The 14,731-nt window shown below is 69.1% G+C and carries 17 protein-coding genes; 10 read left to right on the plus strand and 7 right to left on the minus strand.

The features are described from left to right. Positions 1-96 precede the first annotated feature (96 nt). The 4 genes from HNR00_RS07045 to HNR00_RS07060 all read right to left on the minus strand — a co-directional run bounded on the left by HNR00_RS07045 (position 97) and on the right by HNR00_RS07060 (position 3,120). Positions 97-1,233, minus strand: a complete 1,137-nt coding sequence (locus HNR00_RS07045; RefSeq protein WP_246390382.1) for an energy transducer TonB family protein — start codon at positions 1,231-1,233, stop codon at positions 97-99. A 4-nt stretch (positions 1,234-1,237) separates the two neighbouring features. Beyond that, positions 1,238-1,717, minus strand: a complete 480-nt coding sequence (tolR, locus tag HNR00_RS07050; RefSeq protein ID WP_183567001.1) for a protein TolR — start codon at positions 1,715-1,717, stop codon at positions 1,238-1,240. A 178-nt stretch (positions 1,718-1,895) separates the two neighbouring features. Further along, positions 1,896-2,600 (minus strand): MotA/TolQ/ExbB proton channel family protein, encoded by a 705-nt coding sequence (locus HNR00_RS07055; protein ID WP_183567004.1) that lies wholly within the window; start codon positions 2,598-2,600, stop codon positions 1,896-1,898. 70 nt (positions 2,601-2,670) lie between these two features. Continuing rightward, the gene (locus HNR00_RS07060; protein WP_183567007.1) at positions 2,671-3,120 is read right to left on the minus strand and encodes a Tat pathway signal protein; all 450 of its coding nucleotides are present in this window, start codon (positions 3,118-3,120) and stop codon (positions 2,671-2,673) included. A 514-nt stretch (positions 3,121-3,634) separates the two neighbouring features. On the opposite strand from HNR00_RS07060, the gene HNR00_RS07065 reads away from it, so the two are divergent. Together HNR00_RS07065 and HNR00_RS07070 are read left to right on the plus strand one after the other, a co-directional pair. Further along, positions 3,635-4,066: an Hsp20 family protein gene (locus HNR00_RS07065; protein ID WP_183567010.1), complete on the plus strand. Its 432-nt coding sequence runs from the start codon at positions 3,635-3,637 to the stop codon at positions 4,064-4,066. 143 nt (positions 4,067-4,209) lie between these two features. After that, on the plus strand, positions 4,210-4,479 hold the full coding sequence (locus HNR00_RS07070; RefSeq protein ID WP_183567013.1) for a BQ00720 family protein: 270 nt from the start codon (positions 4,210-4,212) through the stop codon (positions 4,477-4,479). A 79-nt stretch (positions 4,480-4,558) separates the two neighbouring features. Here HNR00_RS07070 and HNR00_RS07075 read toward each other — a convergent pair whose 3' ends face one another. Further along, complete coding sequence (locus HNR00_RS07075) at positions 4,559-5,314, minus strand: alpha/beta hydrolase (protein WP_183567380.1); 756 nt, start codon at positions 5,312-5,314, stop codon at positions 4,559-4,561. A gap of 167 nt (positions 5,315-5,481) precedes the next feature. On the opposite strand from HNR00_RS07075, the gene HNR00_RS07080 reads away from it, so the two are divergent. Continuing rightward, positions 5,482-6,708, plus strand: a complete 1,227-nt coding sequence (locus HNR00_RS07080; RefSeq protein WP_183567016.1) for a glycosyltransferase family 4 protein — start codon at positions 5,482-5,484, stop codon at positions 6,706-6,708. Positions 6,709-6,884: 176 nt separating this feature from the next. Then, positions 6,885-7,406, plus strand: a complete 522-nt coding sequence (gene infC, locus HNR00_RS07085; RefSeq protein WP_244535445.1) for a translation initiation factor IF-3 — start codon at positions 6,885-6,887, stop codon at positions 7,404-7,406. Between the two features lie 248 nt (positions 7,407-7,654). Here the strand turns inward: infC and HNR00_RS07090 are convergent, their stop codons facing one another. Together HNR00_RS07090 and HNR00_RS07095 are read right to left on the minus strand one after the other, a co-directional pair. Further along, positions 7,655-9,991 carry an amylo-alpha-1,6-glucosidase gene (locus tag HNR00_RS07090; protein ID WP_183567019.1) on the minus strand — a complete coding sequence of 779 codons (2,337 nt, stop codon included), beginning with the start codon at positions 9,989-9,991 and terminating at the stop codon, positions 7,655-7,657. Between the two features lie 182 nt (positions 9,992-10,173). Next, entirely contained in the window at positions 10,174-11,307 is a 1,134-nt protein-coding gene (locus HNR00_RS07095; protein ID WP_183567022.1) for a glycosyltransferase family 4 protein, read from the minus strand. A gap of 270 nt (positions 11,308-11,577) precedes the next feature. Here HNR00_RS07095 and HNR00_RS07100 point away from each other — a divergent pair, with 270 nt between their 5' ends. The 6 genes from HNR00_RS07100 (at position 11,578) to HNR00_RS07125 (ending at position 14,731) form a co-directional block, all read left to right on the plus strand. Continuing rightward, positions 11,578-11,862, plus strand: coding sequence for a HigA family addiction module antitoxin (locus tag HNR00_RS07100; RefSeq protein WP_183567026.1), 285 nt, complete (start codon positions 11,578-11,580; stop codon positions 11,860-11,862). 171 nt (positions 11,863-12,033) lie between these two features. Next, positions 12,034-12,237, plus strand: a complete 204-nt coding sequence (gene rpmI / locus HNR00_RS07105) for a 50S ribosomal protein L35 (protein ID WP_056244427.1) — start codon at positions 12,034-12,036, stop codon at positions 12,235-12,237. Positions 12,238-12,287: 50 nt separating this feature from the next. After that, a complete protein-coding gene (gene rplT / locus HNR00_RS07110) occupies positions 12,288-12,653 on the plus strand; it encodes a 50S ribosomal protein L20 (RefSeq protein ID WP_183567029.1) in 366 nt (121 codons plus the stop codon). Positions 12,654-12,846: 193 nt separating this feature from the next. Continuing rightward, the gene (gene pheS / locus HNR00_RS07115; protein ID WP_183567032.1) at positions 12,847-13,926 is read left to right on the plus strand and encodes a phenylalanine--tRNA ligase subunit alpha; all 1,080 of its coding nucleotides are present in this window, start codon (positions 12,847-12,849) and stop codon (positions 13,924-13,926) included. Positions 13,927-13,946: 20 nt separating this feature from the next. Beyond that, positions 13,947-14,246: a hypothetical protein gene (locus HNR00_RS07120; RefSeq protein WP_183567035.1), complete on the plus strand. Its 300-nt coding sequence runs from the start codon at positions 13,947-13,949 to the stop codon at positions 14,244-14,246. After that, positions 14,246-14,731: a HEPN domain-containing protein gene (locus HNR00_RS07125; protein ID WP_183567038.1), complete on the plus strand. Its 486-nt coding sequence runs from the start codon at positions 14,246-14,248 to the stop codon at positions 14,729-14,731. Before HNR00_RS07120 ends, HNR00_RS07125 begins: the two co-directional genes overlap by 1 nt.

Genomic DNA, 14,731 nt, shown 5'->3' on the forward strand with positions numbered 1-14,731 from the left:
GGAGGGCCGGGCGCGACACGCCCGGCCCTCGATCACATCCGGTTCTTGAGCATCGTCTTTTTCCGAAAGCCGGAAACCACCTTTCGGAACGATGCTCTAGCCGCCGAAGCGCATCGGCACCGTCACCGAGAGGCTCTGCTGATCGAACCCGGCGGGGGCCGGGGGGAGCGAGCCCCGCACGGCCGAGAGCGCGGCGGCGTCGATCGCCGGGATGCCGCTGCTCGACACCAGGGAGGCACTGGTCACCGCGCCGGAGCGGGACACCGTGAACCGGACCGTGGCGACGCCGCCGCCGGTGCCGGCCCCGGCGCCGCGGTTCATGCGGCCCCTGATGGTCGAGGACAGCATCCCCTTCCACGCCGCGAGGGCGTTGGGATCGCCGCCGCCGCTGCGCTGAGGCCGGCTCTCCCGCTGGTTCTGCTGACTGGCGCCCTGGGCGTTGTCGGTCTTCCGGCGCGCGGCGTCGCGCTCGGCCTTCGCCTTCGCGGCCGCCTTGCGGATTTCCTCGCGCTTCTCCTCACGTTTGGCCTCGATCAGCTCGCGGCGCTTCGCCTCGCGCTCGGCCTCGCGCTTCTTGTCCAGCAGCTCCTTGCGGCGCGCCTCGGCGATCTTGGCCGGATCGGGCTCCTTGGGCTTGGGCTTGACCTCCTTTACCGGAGCCGGCGGCGGGGGCGCCAGCGGCTCGGCCTCCGGCGCCTGCGAGGTGATCACCTGCTCCTCCGGCGGCGGGGGCGGGGTCTCCGGCGGCGTCTCGGCCACGGCCTCGGGCGGCGGCGGGGGCGGCTGGACCTCCTCCGGCATCACCTGGGTCATCTCGGTGGGCGGCGGCGGCTTCACCTCCTCCGGCATGACCTGGGTCATCTCCGGCGGCGGGGGCGGCGTCGCCTCGTCGGGCTTGGCCTCGGTGACCTCTTCCGGCGGAGGCGGCGGGACGGGCGCCTCCTGGGTCTCGACCGGATTGACCGTGGTCGGCTCTTCCTCGGGCTTGGCCTCGTCCGGCTTGGGCTCGGACGGGGCGGCCTCCATCGCCTCCACGGGCGGGGCCTCCTCCATCGCCGGGCTCAGGTCGAGGGTGATCTGCTGCTCGCCCGTCGCCTCCGGCGGGGCCGTGCGCATGAGGGCGAGGCCGGCCAACGCCGCCAGATGCAGCAGCAGCGCGACAGCGAAGGCGGCGGCGAGCGGGCCCTGGCCCCCCTCGGGGCCCCCGGGCGCGCGTTCAGCGTAAGCGGCCATGATGCTACTTGGCGGCTCCATTGGCGGCCCCGGCGGCCGGGGCCGCGCCGCCCGGCGACTGGGCGATCAGCGAGACCTTGGTGAAGCCGGCCTGACCGACGAGGCCCATCACCTCCATGATCTTGCCGTAGGGCACGTCCCGGTCGCCGCGCACCAGCACGACCTGCTCGGGGTTCTGGGCCCGCAACTCCTTCAGCCGCGGCAGGATCGTCTCCGGGGTGAAGCCGTCCTTGGCGATGAACGGGTTGCCGTCCTTGTCGATGGAGACTTCCAGCGGCTTCTGCGCCTGCGCGACCTTGGCCGCGCTCGTCTTCGGCAATTGCACCGGTACCCCGGTCGTCATCAAGGGCGCTGCCACCATGAAGATGATGAGCAGCACCAGCATCACGTCGACCATCGGCGTGACGTTGATCTCCGACATCGGCGTGGCGTCGAGGCCGTCCTCGTCGTCGCCGCCCCCCGAGCGCAGGGAACCCATGGCCATGTGTCTCGCCCTCCCGGGCGTCGCGCGGCCCGCCGGCCGGGCGGCGCTCGCGTCGAATTGGAGTTTCGGTGGGGAGCGCTCCCGCCGAACGGCGGTCCCGGTCGGCGAGAGGAAGCGCGTCGAAGCGATGGCGGGAGCCGCCTTGGACCCAGCGGTGTCGAGACCGGCTCCGGGTCGGCTACTCGGCCGCGGCGGCGCGGGCGTGCGGGCTGCGGTCGCGGGCCAGCCGGTTGCCGAGCACGGCGATGCAGGAGACGAAGCCCGACTGGATGCGGGCGAGGTCGCCGGAGAGCTTGTTGTAGGCCATCACCGCGGGGATCGCGACGACGAGGCCGATGGCGGTGGCGAACAGCGCCTCGGCGATGCCCGGCGCCACCACCGCGAGGCTGGTGTCCTGGCTCTTCGCGATCGACGAGAACGAATTCATGATGCCCCACACCGTGCCGAACAGGCCGATGAACGGGGCGGTGGAGCCGGAGGTGGCGAGCAGCGGCAGGCCGCCCTGCAGGCGCTTCACCTCGACGCCGAGCGCGCCCTTCATGGCCCGCTCGATGCGCTCGCGGCGCTCGGCCCGGCTCTCGCTCGGGTCCTGGTCGCGCCACGCGTCGAGGCCGGCCTTCACGATGTGTCCGCTGATGCCCTTCTGCCCGGTATCGACGGCGCCGTCCTGGCGCACCATCGCCTCGAACGCCTTGGCCTGGCGCTTGGCGGCGGCGAGCCGGACGATCTTCTCGAACACGACCGTCCAGCAGGCGAGCGAGGCGACCACGAGAAGGATCATCACGCCCTTCACGATCGGATCGGCCTGGAGGAACAGGCCGACGAACGAGAAGTCGTGGCCGGCGGCTGCGGCGGCTTCCACGGGCGCGGATGTCGGATCCATCTGGAAACTCCTCGAATGTCGGTGTCGGTGGGCCGCCCGGCCGATCCTTGCGGTTCGCGTGCGGCTCGGATCAGCGGTCGAAGGCGGCCGGCGTCTTGGTCGCGGTCTCGATCCGCTCCAGGCAGGTCTCGCGGCTGGCGTCGGCGCCCTCGCAGGCGAGCACGTCGTTGAGCAGGATGCGGCCGATCTTGGGGCAGGCGAGGCCCGCGAAGTCGAACAGCCGCACGACGGTCTTCTTCTCCTGCACGGGACCGAGTTCGACGGCGAGGCGCTTCTGCGCGACGCCCTCGGTGTCGAAGGCGAACAGGTCGACCTTGAGCGACTTCAGCGCCGGCCCGCGGCCGTTGTCGACGAGCATGTAGGTGCGGCAGGCCTCGCCCGCGGGCTCGAGCCGGTTCAGCTCGATCTTGAGCGGCGCGCCCTTGGTCCCGCTCTCCTGCGCACCCGCACCCGTGGCCGTCAGGGCGAGGGCGACGCCCGCCAAAGCTGCGATTCCGCGTACCATTCCGGCTGCCTGCATCACGACGCTCGTCCCTCTCTGCCGCGGTCCGGTCCTTCGCCGCGCCGCGGGCCTCGATTGCGCCCGTCACGGGCGTGAAGATCCTGGCGCGCCCGGAACCCATCGTCCGGCCCGTCGCGGACGAGGTCCGCGCGGATGATCCCGCGATGTCCGAGAGACGGCAAAGCCCGAGCACGGCGCTCCCGTCTCGGGAGCACCGCCCATGTCGGCGGCGTGCGTATCCGAGAAACGGGTGCGGGATCAAGGCGACGACTGAATTTCAGAGCAATTCCAAACTGTTACTCGACCTCAGCTTGGCCGGAACATATTGCCTTTTCATCCCGGTTATTCTTGCATCTTGATCCCGAAAGGCCGCGGTTCAACGCTGCTCCCTCGGGCTGCGGCCAAGACCTTGATCGCTCCCGATCCGCTTTCCATATCAACGCTCAAGGGTGCTGCCGCAGGGCGGGCCCGAGACCGAGGGGTGCCGCCGGGACGCTTGTCCTCAGGGCCCCGCCGGAGGTTCGAGTTCACGATGACGCGGCCATCCCCGTTCGGGCACCCGTTCCTGCTCGGCTTCGACGAGATCGAGCAGGCGCTCGACCGCGTGGCGAAGGCCGGCAGCGACGGCTACCCGCCCTACAACATCGAGCGCGTGACCCGCAGCGAGAGCGAGCCGGAGCGCCTCCGCATCACGCTCGCGGTCGCCGGCTTCACCCAGGACCAGCTCGACATCTCGCTCGAAGAGAATCAGCTCGTCGTGCGCGGCCGCCAGGTCGACGACAAGTCGCGGCAATTCCTGCATCGCGGGATCGCGGCGCGGCAGTTCCAGCGCGCCTTCCTGCTCGCCGACGGCATGGAGGTGCTCGGCGCCGACCTGTCGAACGGGCTCCTGTCGATCGATCTCGTCCGGCCTGAGCCCGAGCGGATCGTGCGCAAGATCACGATCTCCTCGAAGGACGCCTGACGAGGACGCGCACCGGGCCCGACGCGGCGACGCACCGCAGGCCCCTCGGACGGGAACGCGCAGTTCCCATCACCCATCCGTTTGTGGCCGCCGCCTCGCGGGACCATATCCGGCTCACGCTCTGCCTCGGAAGGAGGGCAATCATGAACGACCTGACCGTCGACACCACCGCCACCCCCGCCATCGATCCGGCGGAGTTCGCCGCGCTCGGCGAGGGCCACATCGCCTATGTCCGGCCGATCCGCTCGGACGAGGTGCGCGCCCTGTTCCCGCAGGCGCCCGAAATGAGCCCCGGCCTCGACCTGTTCGCCCTGCTCTCGGCCTCGGGCGCGCCGATCATGCTGACCGATTCCCGCGAGGTCGCCGTCGCGAACGCGATGGCCCACTCGCTGTACCCCGTCAGCCTGCATTAGTTCGGGCACCGGCGACCGCGTCTGCGAGCTTTCCCGCATCCGAAATGCGATACGCCGGCCTCCGGCCGGCGTTTTCGCGTCAGGCGCCCCGCGCCATCGCCTCGACCGTCCGCACCAGAAGCGCGATGTCCTGCGGGCGGGACAATCGGTGGTCGGCGTCCTTGACGAGGGTGAGCCGCGTGCCCTCCGCCGGAAGGCGCTCCAGGATGCGCAGCGCGTGGGCGTAGGGCACGTCCGGGTCGCGCATCCCCTGGAGGATGTGGACCGGCCCGCCGGGTTCCAGATCCTCGCCCAGCAGGAGATGCCGCCGCCCGTCCTCGATCAGCGCCATGCGGATCGGGTCGGGTTCGGGGGCGTAGTCGGTCGGGCGGTACCAGACGCCGTCGCGCGCGAGCCGCTCGCGGATCTCCGGCGGGAAGGACGCCCACATCAGCTCTTCCGTGAAGTCGAGGGCGGGGGCGATCAGCACCATGCCGCCGAGCGATCGGCCCTGCCGGGCCCGGTTGCGCGCCACGAGGCAGGCGATCCATCCGCCCATGGACGAGCCGACGAGGATCGGCCGCTCGCCCGCATGCGTCGCGATCACCGCTTCGGCATCGTCGAGCCAATCGGAGATCGTGCCGTCCTCGAACCGGCCCTCCGACTCGCCGTGGCCGGAATAGTCGAACCGCACCATGCGCCGGCCCTCGCCCGCGGCCCAGGCATCGAGGGCGGCGGCCTTGGTGGCGCGCATGTCGGAGCGGAAGCCGCCGAGCCAGACCACGGCCGGACCTTCGCCCTCGCGGATCCGCACCGCGAGCCGCCGGGGCCGCGGGCCCTCGACCGTCAGCGCCATCACGGGCAGTTCGTCGGGGGAGGGGGCCGATGAGGTCACGTCCGCGTCTGTCCTCGTACGTTGGGATGAATCCGGTGAGGCAGCGTTTACCGAACCGTAAAGCGCCTGGGCGATTCTTAAGGGATGAGTGCGTATCGAGCGACCCTCCCGCGGCCGCGGGGCCGGCGATGAATGGGGTCGGTTTGTCCGGGGGGCCGGTGCGCGCCGCCGAGCCGCCGCCGCTCGCCGGCGTCACGATCCTGCAGATCATCCCGGCGCTCGAGGCCGGAGGCGCGGAGCGCACCACCGTCGACGTCGCCGCGGCGCTCGCCGAAGCCGGCGCCCGGGCTCTGGTCGCCACCGAGGGCGGCCGGCTGGTGGGCGAATTGCAGGCCAAGGGCGGCATCTGGGTGCCGTTTCCGGCCAATACCAAGAACCCGCTCGCCATGGCGCTCAACGTCGAACGGCTCGCCCGGCTGTGCCGCCGCGAGGGTGTGCAGATCCTCCACGCCCGCTCCCGCGCCCCGGCCTGGGTGGCCCTGGGGGCCGCGCGTCGCCAGAAGATACCCCTCGTGACGACCTATCACGGCAGCTATTCCGGCCGCACCAGCGTCAAGCTGCTCTACAATTCTGTGATGGCGCGGGGCGACGTCGTCATCGCCAACTCGCACTACACCGCCGATCTGATCCGCCGCTCCCATCCCGAGCAGGCCGGCGACCGGATCGTGGTGATCCACCGCGGCACCGACCTCTCGACCTTCACGCCCTCGGCGGTCGCCCCCGCCCGCGTCGAGGCCCTGCGCCGGGCCTGGGGGGTCGCCCCGCACGAGCGGGTGGTGCTGCTCGCCGCCCGCCTCACCGCCTGGAAGGGCCAGCGCGTGCTGATCGAGGCCGCCGCCCGCCTGCGCGACCTCGGGCTCAGCGACCTCGCCGTGGTGCTGGCGGGCGACCCACAGGGGCGCTCGGCCTACGAGCGCGAACTCGACGCGCTGATCGAGGCCCGCGGCCTCGCGGGCCTCGTGCGCCGGGTCGGGCACTGCACCGACATGCCCGCCGCCTTCCGCGCGGCCTCCGTGGTGGCGGTGCCCTCGGTCGAGCCCGAGGCGTTCGGGCGCTCGGCGGTGGAGGCACAGGCGCTCGGCATCCCGGTGGTGGTTTCCGATCTCGGCGCGGTGCCCGAGACGGTGCTGGCGCCGCCCGACGCCGACCCGGCCCAGCGCACCGGCTGGCGCGTGCCCGCGGGCGACGCCTACGCTCTGGCGGACGCCCTCGCCGAGGCGCTGTCTCTCGGCGCCAGCGCCCGCGACGCGCTCGCCCGCCGGGCGCAGGGTCATGTCGAGGCGCATTTCTCGCTCGACCGGATGATCGCCGGCACGCTCGACGTCTATGCCGGCCTTCTCGCGCGAGGTCGGTGACGGGCGTGAACCGAACGCGGCTCCGCGAGTTGACTTGCCAAGAAGATTTGCCAAGTTAGTGCCGTCCGGCCGAGCCGGATCGATCGGTGGCCGGGGCTCGCTCGATGCGGGGTCTTCAGGCTGCCGTTTCGTCGTTGATACAGGAGAACCAAGCCATTCGCAGACCAATGAGAGCCATGCCGGCCCCGCAGAAGGACGGGCCGCGCGCCAACCGGGACATCCGCGGCGTCCGCGACGTCCAGCTCATCGATCAGGACGGCCAGAACAAGGGCGTCGTGCCCTTCTTCGATGCCCTGGCGATGGCCGAGGAGATCGGCCTCGATCTCGTTGAGATCGCTCCGAATTCGGTCCCCCCCGTCTGCAAGTTCCTCGATTATGGGCGCTTCCGCTTCAACGAGCAGAAGAAGCAGAACGAGGCGCGCAAGCGGCAGAAGACCGTCGAGGTCAAGGAGATCAAGCTCCGCCCCGGCATCGACAAGCACGATTACGACGTGAAGATGAAGGCGGTGCACCGCTTCTTCGAGGAAGGCGACAAGGTGAAGGTCACCCTGCGCTTCCGCGGTCGCGAGATGGCCCACCAGGACATCGGTCTGCGTCTGCTCGAGCGGGTCAAGGTCGAGACGGCCGAGATCGCCAAGGTCGAGAGCGAGCCGATGCTCGAAGGCCGCCAGATGATCATGATCCTGGCGCCGCGCTGAAGAGATTCGTCCGGCCCGACCGGACCAATGCGCTGTCCCCGAGAAGGGACGGCGCATTTTTTATGTATCGATGCACCGCCGTCATTCCGGGGCGCGAAGCGAACCCGGAACCCACCCGTGATGCGCGGCCCCACTCGCCGTCGTGGCAAGTCGTGGAATCCGGGTTCCGCTCCGCGGCCCCGGAATGACGGTGTGGGGGATTTGGGCCGCCCCGCCGGAGAGGCGAGACGGCCAAACATCCCAAAAGCCTATTTCAGCAACGAGATCTGCACGTCGCCGACCCTCCGGGTCACCGCCACCGTCACGTCGTGGCCGTGGCGGTGTAGGCGGATGTCGGCCCGGGACGTGCCGAGCTTGAGGTTGAACAGCTCCACCGCCTCCAGGAACTTCGGCAGCACCGGGTTGCGGAAGCGGATGCGGTTGCGGGCGTGGTCGAGTTCGAGCCCGAGGCTCGCCGCCAGGAAGGCGAACGGGGCCGCCGCCGCCCATGCCTGCGGCGAGCAGGCGACCGGGTAACTCACCGGGCCGCGCTGGCGTCGCCGCATGAAGCCGCAGAACAGCTCCGGCAGCCGCTTCTGGTCGTAGTAGAGGCTGGTGTCGAACATGCCCTCGAACACGCGGGCCGCCTCGTCCTTGAGGCCGTAGCGGGCGAGCCCCATGGCGCAGATCGCGTTGTCGTGCGGCCAGATCGAGCCGTTGTGGTACGACATCGGGTTGTAGCGCGCCTCGCCCTTGGCGACGGTGCGGATGCCCCAGCCGTTGAAGCCGTCCTTCGACAGCAATTGCTCCGCCACCCGTGCCGCCCGCTCCGGCAGGGCGATGCCAGTGTACAGGGCGTGGCCGGTGTTGGAGGAGCGGACCGTGCAGGGCCGCTTGGCGCCGTCGAGCGCGAGCGCGTAGGTGCCGATCTCCTCGCACCAGAACGCTTCGTTGAATTTTGTTCGGAGTGTTTCGGCGTCCGCCGTGAGGCGCGTCGCCAGATCGTCCTCGCCCAGCAGGCGTGCGAGCTTCGCCGCGCCCTGTTTGGCGGCGTAGACGTAGCCCTGCACCTCGCAGAGCGCGATCGGGCCCTTGGCCATGGCGCCGTCGGCGTGGAAGATCGAATCGTGGCTGTCCTTCCAGCCCTGGTTCGCCAGCCCCTGCTCGGTCTCGCGGGCGTACTCGACGAAGCCGTCGCCGTCGCGGTCGCCGTATTGATCGATCCAGTCGAGCGCGAGCTTGAGCTGCGGCCAGATCGAGCGGATCGTGTCGAGGTCGCCCGTCACCTCGTGGTACTGGGCCGCCAGCATCACGAAGAGCGGCGTGCCGTCGATGGTGCCGTAGTAGTGCCGAAACGGCACCTCGCCGAGCATCGCCATCTCGCCGCGGCGCGTCTCGTGCAGCACCTTGCCGGGCTGGGCGTCGGCGGCCGGATCGACCGCCTTGGCCTGGGTCGCCGCAAGGAAACGCAGCACGCCCTTGCCGAAGTTCGGGTCGATCCACAGCGCCATCATCGCCGTGATGATCCCGTCGCGCCCGAACACCGTCGAGTACCAGGGAATGCCGGCGAACGGGTAGAGGCCCTCCTGGGTGCGGGTCGCCAGCATGTAGAGGTCGGCGGTGGCCCGGCAGAGGCCCTCGTTGAACTGGTCGTTCGAGGAGATGATCGTGGTGATGCCCGCCGTGAGCCCGCGGAGATCCCGGCGGTTGTCCCGGTAGGCGCGGGCGAAGATGCGGCCCTCGCTCAAGCTGCGCTCCGGCCGGTCGGCGAGACTGCCCGCGGCCCGCGACAGGGCGGCGGCGGCGGCCTCGCCCGCCTTCTCGGGACCGGGCGCCTTGGTGAAGGCGCGGTGGGATTCGAACGCGACGCGGATGAACAGCGAGGTCTGGGCACCGGGCGCGAGTTCCACCACGAACTCGGCCTTGCCGGGCTCCAGCAGGTGGGGCTTGGGCCCCAGATGCACCGAGGTGGTGCGGACGATGTCGTCGAGGCCGGCATAGCGGAACTGGACCTCGGTGTCCGAGCGCCGCTCCACCGTGCGCTTGCCGCGCTTTAGCCGATCCGAGCCGCGCACCTCGAACAGGTCTCGGAAATCGGCATCAAACGTCACGCCGATGCGAAGCTTGCGGCGGCGGGTGTCGTAGTTGCGAAGTCCGATCCGATCGTAGCAGGTGCCCTTGAACAGGAACTTCGTGCGCTCCAGCGCGATCAACTCGCGCGGGATCGACGTCTCGTCGCCCGCGTCCAACCGGATGTCCGGCGTGGTGAGATCGACCGATAGCGCGCCGTTGTCGTCCTGCATGGCCGAGGACAGCATCATCGGCCGCTCGTCCTCGACGGTGAGCGCGAGGCGCGAGAGATAGCGCGTGTCCTGGAAGTAGAGGCCGTCGGCGCCGGGATACCAGCCGATGTCGCCGTAGCTGTCGAGGACGGCGAAGGCCTCGCCGTATTTCAACGAGCGCAGCGGACGCTCGACCAGCGAGGCCTGGGCCTCGATGTGGTACTGGGGCAGCGCCTCGTCCGCGTCCTGAAAGCCCGCTTTCGGTGCCTGCTGGGTCTCGTGCTCGGCCTGTCGGGCTCTTGCCGCGTCGTCCTGTGCCGCCATGCGAAGCGCCTCCTGCCGATGATCCGTGCGAGTCTTGGGTCCCGACCCTCGCAAGGTCCGGACCTTCGAATCGAAAGCCGCCGGTCGTGTGGCACGACCGGCGGCGCGGGTGAGGATCGTTCAGTTAGGCGCCGGACCGGCCCCGGCGAGGGGGCCGGCCATCGCTTTTGGGTGGTCGGCTTCTAGGCCGGCATGGCGGCGACGTGGATCGGCGCGCCGGCCTTGCCGTTCAGTTCGCCGTACTGGGGCGAGAAGGCCCCCGCCGACGGCATCTTGATGACATTGCCCTGGCAGGCGAGCAGCTGCTCGTAGGCCGAGACGTACTTGCGGACCATCACCTCGGCGGTGAAGCGGCCCTCGAAGTGGCTGCGCACACCGGCGCGGGGAAGATCGCGCACCTTGCGGCAGGCCTCGACCGCCTCGTCCATCGAGTTGACGATGTAGCCCGACACACCGTCCTTGATGACCTCGGGGACCGAGCCGTTGCCGAAGGCGATCACCGGGGTGCCGGCCGACATCGCCTCGATCATCACGAGGCCGAAGGGCTCCGGCCAGTCGATCGGGAAGGCGAGCGCCAGAGCGTTGCCGAGGAAGTCCTTCTTCTGCTCCTCATTGATCTCACCGATGTACTCCACCAGCGGATGATGGATCATCGGCTCGATCTTCTCGTCCCAGTACTCCTGGTCGGCCTTGTCGACCTTGGCGGCGATCTTCAGCGGCGTGCCGGAGCGAATCGCCATCTCGATCGCGCGGTCGGGGCGCTTCTCGGGCGAGATGCGGCCGAGGAAGGCGAGGTAGCCGCCCTTGGCTTCCGGGTAGAACGGGCAGTTCTGCTTCGGCAGGCCATGATGGATCGTGGCCAGCCAGTTGGAGCTCTCCGGCATCGGCTCGCGCTGGTTGTCCGAGATCGAGACCAGCGGCATGCCGGTGAAGGTGTTGTAGACCGGCATGAAGTCCGGCACGTCGAGGCGACCGTGCATGGTCGTCAGGCACTTGTGGTACAGGTCCTCGAACATCGGGTACTGCAACAGGTCGATGTGGAAGTGGATCACATCGAACTCGTGCGCCCGGCGATGCACGTGGTGCAGCATCGCGAGGTGACCGGCGGTGTGGTCGCGGTAGCCGAGAAGGCGCAGGCCTTCCGGATGGCAGGCGGCAAGCTTGGCCGACGTCTGCGAATCACCGCTGGCGAACAGCGTCACGTCGTGACCCTGACGAACCAGTTCTTCCGTGATCCACGACACGACGCGCTCGGTGCCGCCGTAGAACTTCGGAGGAACAGCTTCCGCGAGCGGGGCTACCTGGGCAATGCGCACGAAGACGTCTCCTGTGACCGGGTATGGGATGTTGCAGAGACTAATGGAGGACGCGGCCTGAGCGGGACATGAACGAAACCGACGGCCAAGGTTTATGGTTCCGCTCCGTCCCTGGCGCGACGGGGAATCTTTGCAAGCCCACCGAATGCCGGCTTTCCACAGGTAAGGCGCAACACAGACTTGCCGACACTGTCGCGGTGATGTGCACGCAATGAACGCGCCGATTCGTGCGCAGGTCCCGCGATTGCCGAACATGGAGAGAGCAGGGCTATGGCTCGCATCCGAACGCATCCCGGCGACATTCTCCTCGAAGAATACCTGCGTCCCTTGGGGCTGAGCGCCGGCGCGCTCGCCCAGGCGATCGAGGTGCCGGCGAACCGCATCAGCGAGCTTCTGCGCGGGCGCCGCGGCATGAGCGCCGACACCGCCTGCCGGCTCGGGCGGTTCTTCGGGACCACGCCGGAATTCTGGATGAACCTCCAGACGGCGCACGACCTGTCGAAGGCGGTGGCCGAGCACGACACTTCCGGCCTGCGCACCCTCGAAAGCGCATGATGGTCGTCCGGCTCACGATCGATTGAAACCGCAGGCGGTTTCTGCCATAAGCCGCCCGCGTCGAACCGCCCGGCCGATCCGGGCTGCCGTGGCGGTTCCCGTTGCTCCAGCAGCATCACAGCGCAAGGCTCCGGCTCTCCGGCCGGCCCGCCGTTGCGTCAGGAGAGCCAAATGCCCAAGCTGAAGACCAAATCGGGCGCCAAGAAGCGCTTCAAGATCACCGGCACCGGCAAGGTGATGTACGCCCAGGCCGGCAAGCGCCACGGGATGATCAAGCGGACCACTAAGCAGATCCGCAACCTGCGCGGCACCACGACCCTGTTCGAGGGCGATGCCGCCAACGTGAAGAAGTACTTCCTGCCGAACCAGCGGTAAGCCTTCGCGTCCAGCCGAATCTGTCTTTCTAAAATCCGAGGAGATCTCCCATGGCCCGCGTCAAGCGCGGCGTGACCAGTCACGCGAAGCACAAGAAAGTCCTGAAGGCCGCCAAGGGCTATTACGGCCGGCGCAAGAATACGATCCGCATCGCCAAGCAGGCGGTGGAGAAGGGCCTCCAGTACGCCTATCGCGACCGGAAGAACAAGAAGCGCACCTTCCGCGCCCTCTGGATCCAGCGTCTCAACGCGGCGGTGCGCGAGCACGGCCTGACCTATTCGCGCTTCATCAATGCGTTGGCGAAGACCGGCATCGAGGTGGACCGCAAGGCGCTGTCCGAGCTCGCCATCCACGAGCCGGCCGCCTTCGCCGCCGTCGTCGAGAAGGCCAAGTCGGCCCTGCCGAAGGCCGCCTGATCCGCTGGGCCGCCCCGACGGGCGGTCCGCGATCCTTCCATTCAAGGCGCGGCGCTTCACGGGAGCGCCGCGCCTTTTCGTTTTTCGGACCACGACGGCGGCGGCCCCTTGCGGGATCGCGGGCAACGCGGAACAAGCGGCCCGCGGCCCAAGAAGGCTGCATTGCGGCCGCCTTCAGGGACAGTGAGGTGTGATGGATCTCGACGCTCTCGAACGCGACCTCCTCGGCCAGGTCGAGCAGGCCGGTGACGAGGCCGCTCTCGAAGCCCTGCGCGTCGCCGCGCTCGGCAAGAAGGGCAGCGTCTCCGAACTGCTCAAGACCCTGGGCGCGATGACGCCCGATGAGCGCAAGGAGCGCGGCCCGCTCATCAACGGCCTGCGCGACCGGGTGCAGGGCGCGATTTCTGCCAAGCGCGAGACCCTGGCCGAGGCCGCCCTCGACGCGCGGCTCGCCGCCGAGCGCATCGACGTGACGCTTCCCTTGCGCGAGGCGCCGGAAACGCGCGGGCGCATCCACCCGATCAGTCAGGTCATCGAGGAGATCACCGCGATCTTTTCCGATCTCGGCTTCTCGGTGGCGGAGGGGCCGGACATCGAGACGGACGAGCTGAACTTCACCGCGCTCAACTTCCCCGAGGGCCATCCGGCCCGCGAGATGCACGACACCTTCTTCTTACGTCCCGACCATCTCGGAAAGCGCAAGCTCCTGCGCACCCACACCTCCCCGGTGCAGGTGCGGACCATGCGGGCCAAGCAGCCGCCGATCCGCGTGATCATGCCCGGTCGCACCTACCGGCACGATTCCGACCAGACCCACACGCCGATGTTCCATCAGGTCGAGGGCCTCGTCATCGACCGCTCGGCCAACATCGCCAACCTGAAATGGGTGCTCGAATCGTTCTGCCGCGCCTTCTTCGAGGTCGACAGCGTGACGATGCGCTTCCGCCCCTCGTTCTTCCCCTTCACCGAACCGTCCGCCGAGGTCGATATCCAGTGCTCGCGCAAGGGCGGCGAGCTGCGCTTCGGCGAGGGCACCGACTGGCTGGAGGTGCTGGGCTGCGGCATGGTCCACCCCAACGTGCTGCGCAACGGCGGCCTCGACCCGGATCAGGTCCAGGGCTTCGCCTTCGGCATGGGCATCGATCGTCTCGCCATGCTCAAATACGGCATGCCGGACCTGCGCCCGTTCTTCGAGGCGGACGTGCGCTGGCTCGACCATTACGGCTTCCGGCCGATCGACGTGCCGAGCCTGGTCGGCGGGCTGACGGGGTGAGCTGAGACGGGAGGGAAGCGATGACGGATAGGGAGATCCATTCCCTGGTCGAAGACGTGCTCGCTCGGACGATGCGTGATGCGGGTTTCGAGAGTGCGTCGGTGGAAGCGAAGCCGAACCACGCCGACGAGGACGCCCTCTTCGTGACCGTTCGCTTCCATCCGGGTGCCGGCGTGACCCGCGGGCGTGTCACGGCGGACGCGCTGGTCTCCCTTCGTCGTGCTCTCGAGGAACAAGGAGAGCATCGCTTTCCCTATCTGACCTACGACTATCCCGACGATCCGCCGCCTTACGCCGAAGACCCTGTGGCGGCCGAGTGATGCCGCGCAAGCTGCCAGGACCGATGATCGATGGTCTGATGGCCGTCTCCGAACAGCTCGCGCACGCGAGCGGTTCGATGGGCGTCCGGCAGGCCTCCATGCGCCGAGGTGTGAGCAGTGCGTACTACGCGCTGTTCCACGCCCTCTGCACGCTCTGCGCCGACGAACTCGTCGGTTGGAGCAAGAAGGGCAGCCTGCCGCCGATCTACCGTTCGCTGGACCACGGCCTCGTGTCGAAGAAACTCAGGAGCCAGGAAGCGAGGCTGATCGATCCGGCTATCGAGACGATCGGCGCCTTGTTCCAGAACCTTCAGGAAAAGCGCCACGCTGCCGACTATGCGCCGCCCTCCGCCCTCTTCAGCCGGACGGAGGCGCTTGCCCTCATCGACGAAGCGCGGGACGCGATCACCCTGATCGAGGGGCTCGACGCGAAAGCCCGACTGGACCTCGCCATTCTCCTGCTGGCCCGCCCGCGCGCCGCCTGA

This window comes from Methylorubrum rhodinum (assembly GCF_014199935.1).
GTDB lineage: Bacteria > Pseudomonadota > Alphaproteobacteria > Rhizobiales > Beijerinckiaceae > Methylobacterium > Methylobacterium rhodinum.

What these genes read in the sequence shown, in the direction of transcription:
- HNR00_RS07045 (WP_246390382.1), bottom strand. Translation starts at nt 1,233, where the DNA reads ATGGCCGCTTACGCTGAACGCGCGCCCGGGGGCCCCGAGGGGGGCCAG.
- tolR (WP_183567001.1), bottom strand. Translation starts at nt 1,717, where the DNA reads ATGGCCATGGGTTCCCTGCGCTCGGGGGGCGGCGACGACGAGGACGGC.
- HNR00_RS07055 (WP_183567004.1), bottom strand. Translation starts at nt 2,600, where the DNA reads ATGGATCCGACATCCGCGCCCGTGGAAGCCGCCGCAGCCGCCGGCCAC.
- HNR00_RS07060 (WP_183567007.1), bottom strand. Translation starts at nt 3,120, where the DNA reads ATGCAGGCAGCCGGAATGGTACGCGGAATCGCAGCTTTGGCGGGCGTC.
- HNR00_RS07065 (WP_183567010.1), top strand. Translation starts at nt 3,635, where the DNA reads ATGACGCGGCCATCCCCGTTCGGGCACCCGTTCCTGCTCGGCTTCGAC.
- HNR00_RS07070 (WP_183567013.1), top strand. Translation starts at nt 4,210, where the DNA reads ATGAACGACCTGACCGTCGACACCACCGCCACCCCCGCCATCGATCCG.
- HNR00_RS07075 (WP_183567380.1), bottom strand. Translation starts at nt 5,314, where the DNA reads ATGGCGCTGACGGTCGAGGGCCCGCGGCCCCGGCGGCTCGCGGTGCGG.
- HNR00_RS07080 (WP_183567016.1), top strand. Translation starts at nt 5,482, where the DNA reads ATGAATGGGGTCGGTTTGTCCGGGGGGCCGGTGCGCGCCGCCGAGCCG.
- infC (WP_244535445.1), top strand. Translation starts at nt 6,885, where the DNA reads ATGCCGGCCCCGCAGAAGGACGGGCCGCGCGCCAACCGGGACATCCGC.
- HNR00_RS07090 (WP_183567019.1), bottom strand. Translation starts at nt 9,991, where the DNA reads ATGGCGGCACAGGACGACGCGGCAAGAGCCCGACAGGCCGAGCACGAG.
- HNR00_RS07100 (WP_183567026.1), top strand. Translation starts at nt 11,578, where the DNA reads ATGGCTCGCATCCGAACGCATCCCGGCGACATTCTCCTCGAAGAATAC.
- rpmI (WP_056244427.1), top strand. Translation starts at nt 12,034, where the DNA reads ATGCCCAAGCTGAAGACCAAATCGGGCGCCAAGAAGCGCTTCAAGATC.
- rplT (WP_183567029.1), top strand. Translation starts at nt 12,288, where the DNA reads ATGGCCCGCGTCAAGCGCGGCGTGACCAGTCACGCGAAGCACAAGAAA.
- pheS (WP_183567032.1), top strand. Translation starts at nt 12,847, where the DNA reads ATGGATCTCGACGCTCTCGAACGCGACCTCCTCGGCCAGGTCGAGCAG.
- HNR00_RS07120 (WP_183567035.1), top strand. Translation starts at nt 13,947, where the DNA reads ATGACGGATAGGGAGATCCATTCCCTGGTCGAAGACGTGCTCGCTCGG.
- HNR00_RS07125 (WP_183567038.1), top strand. Translation starts at nt 14,246, where the DNA reads ATGCCGCGCAAGCTGCCAGGACCGATGATCGATGGTCTGATGGCCGTC.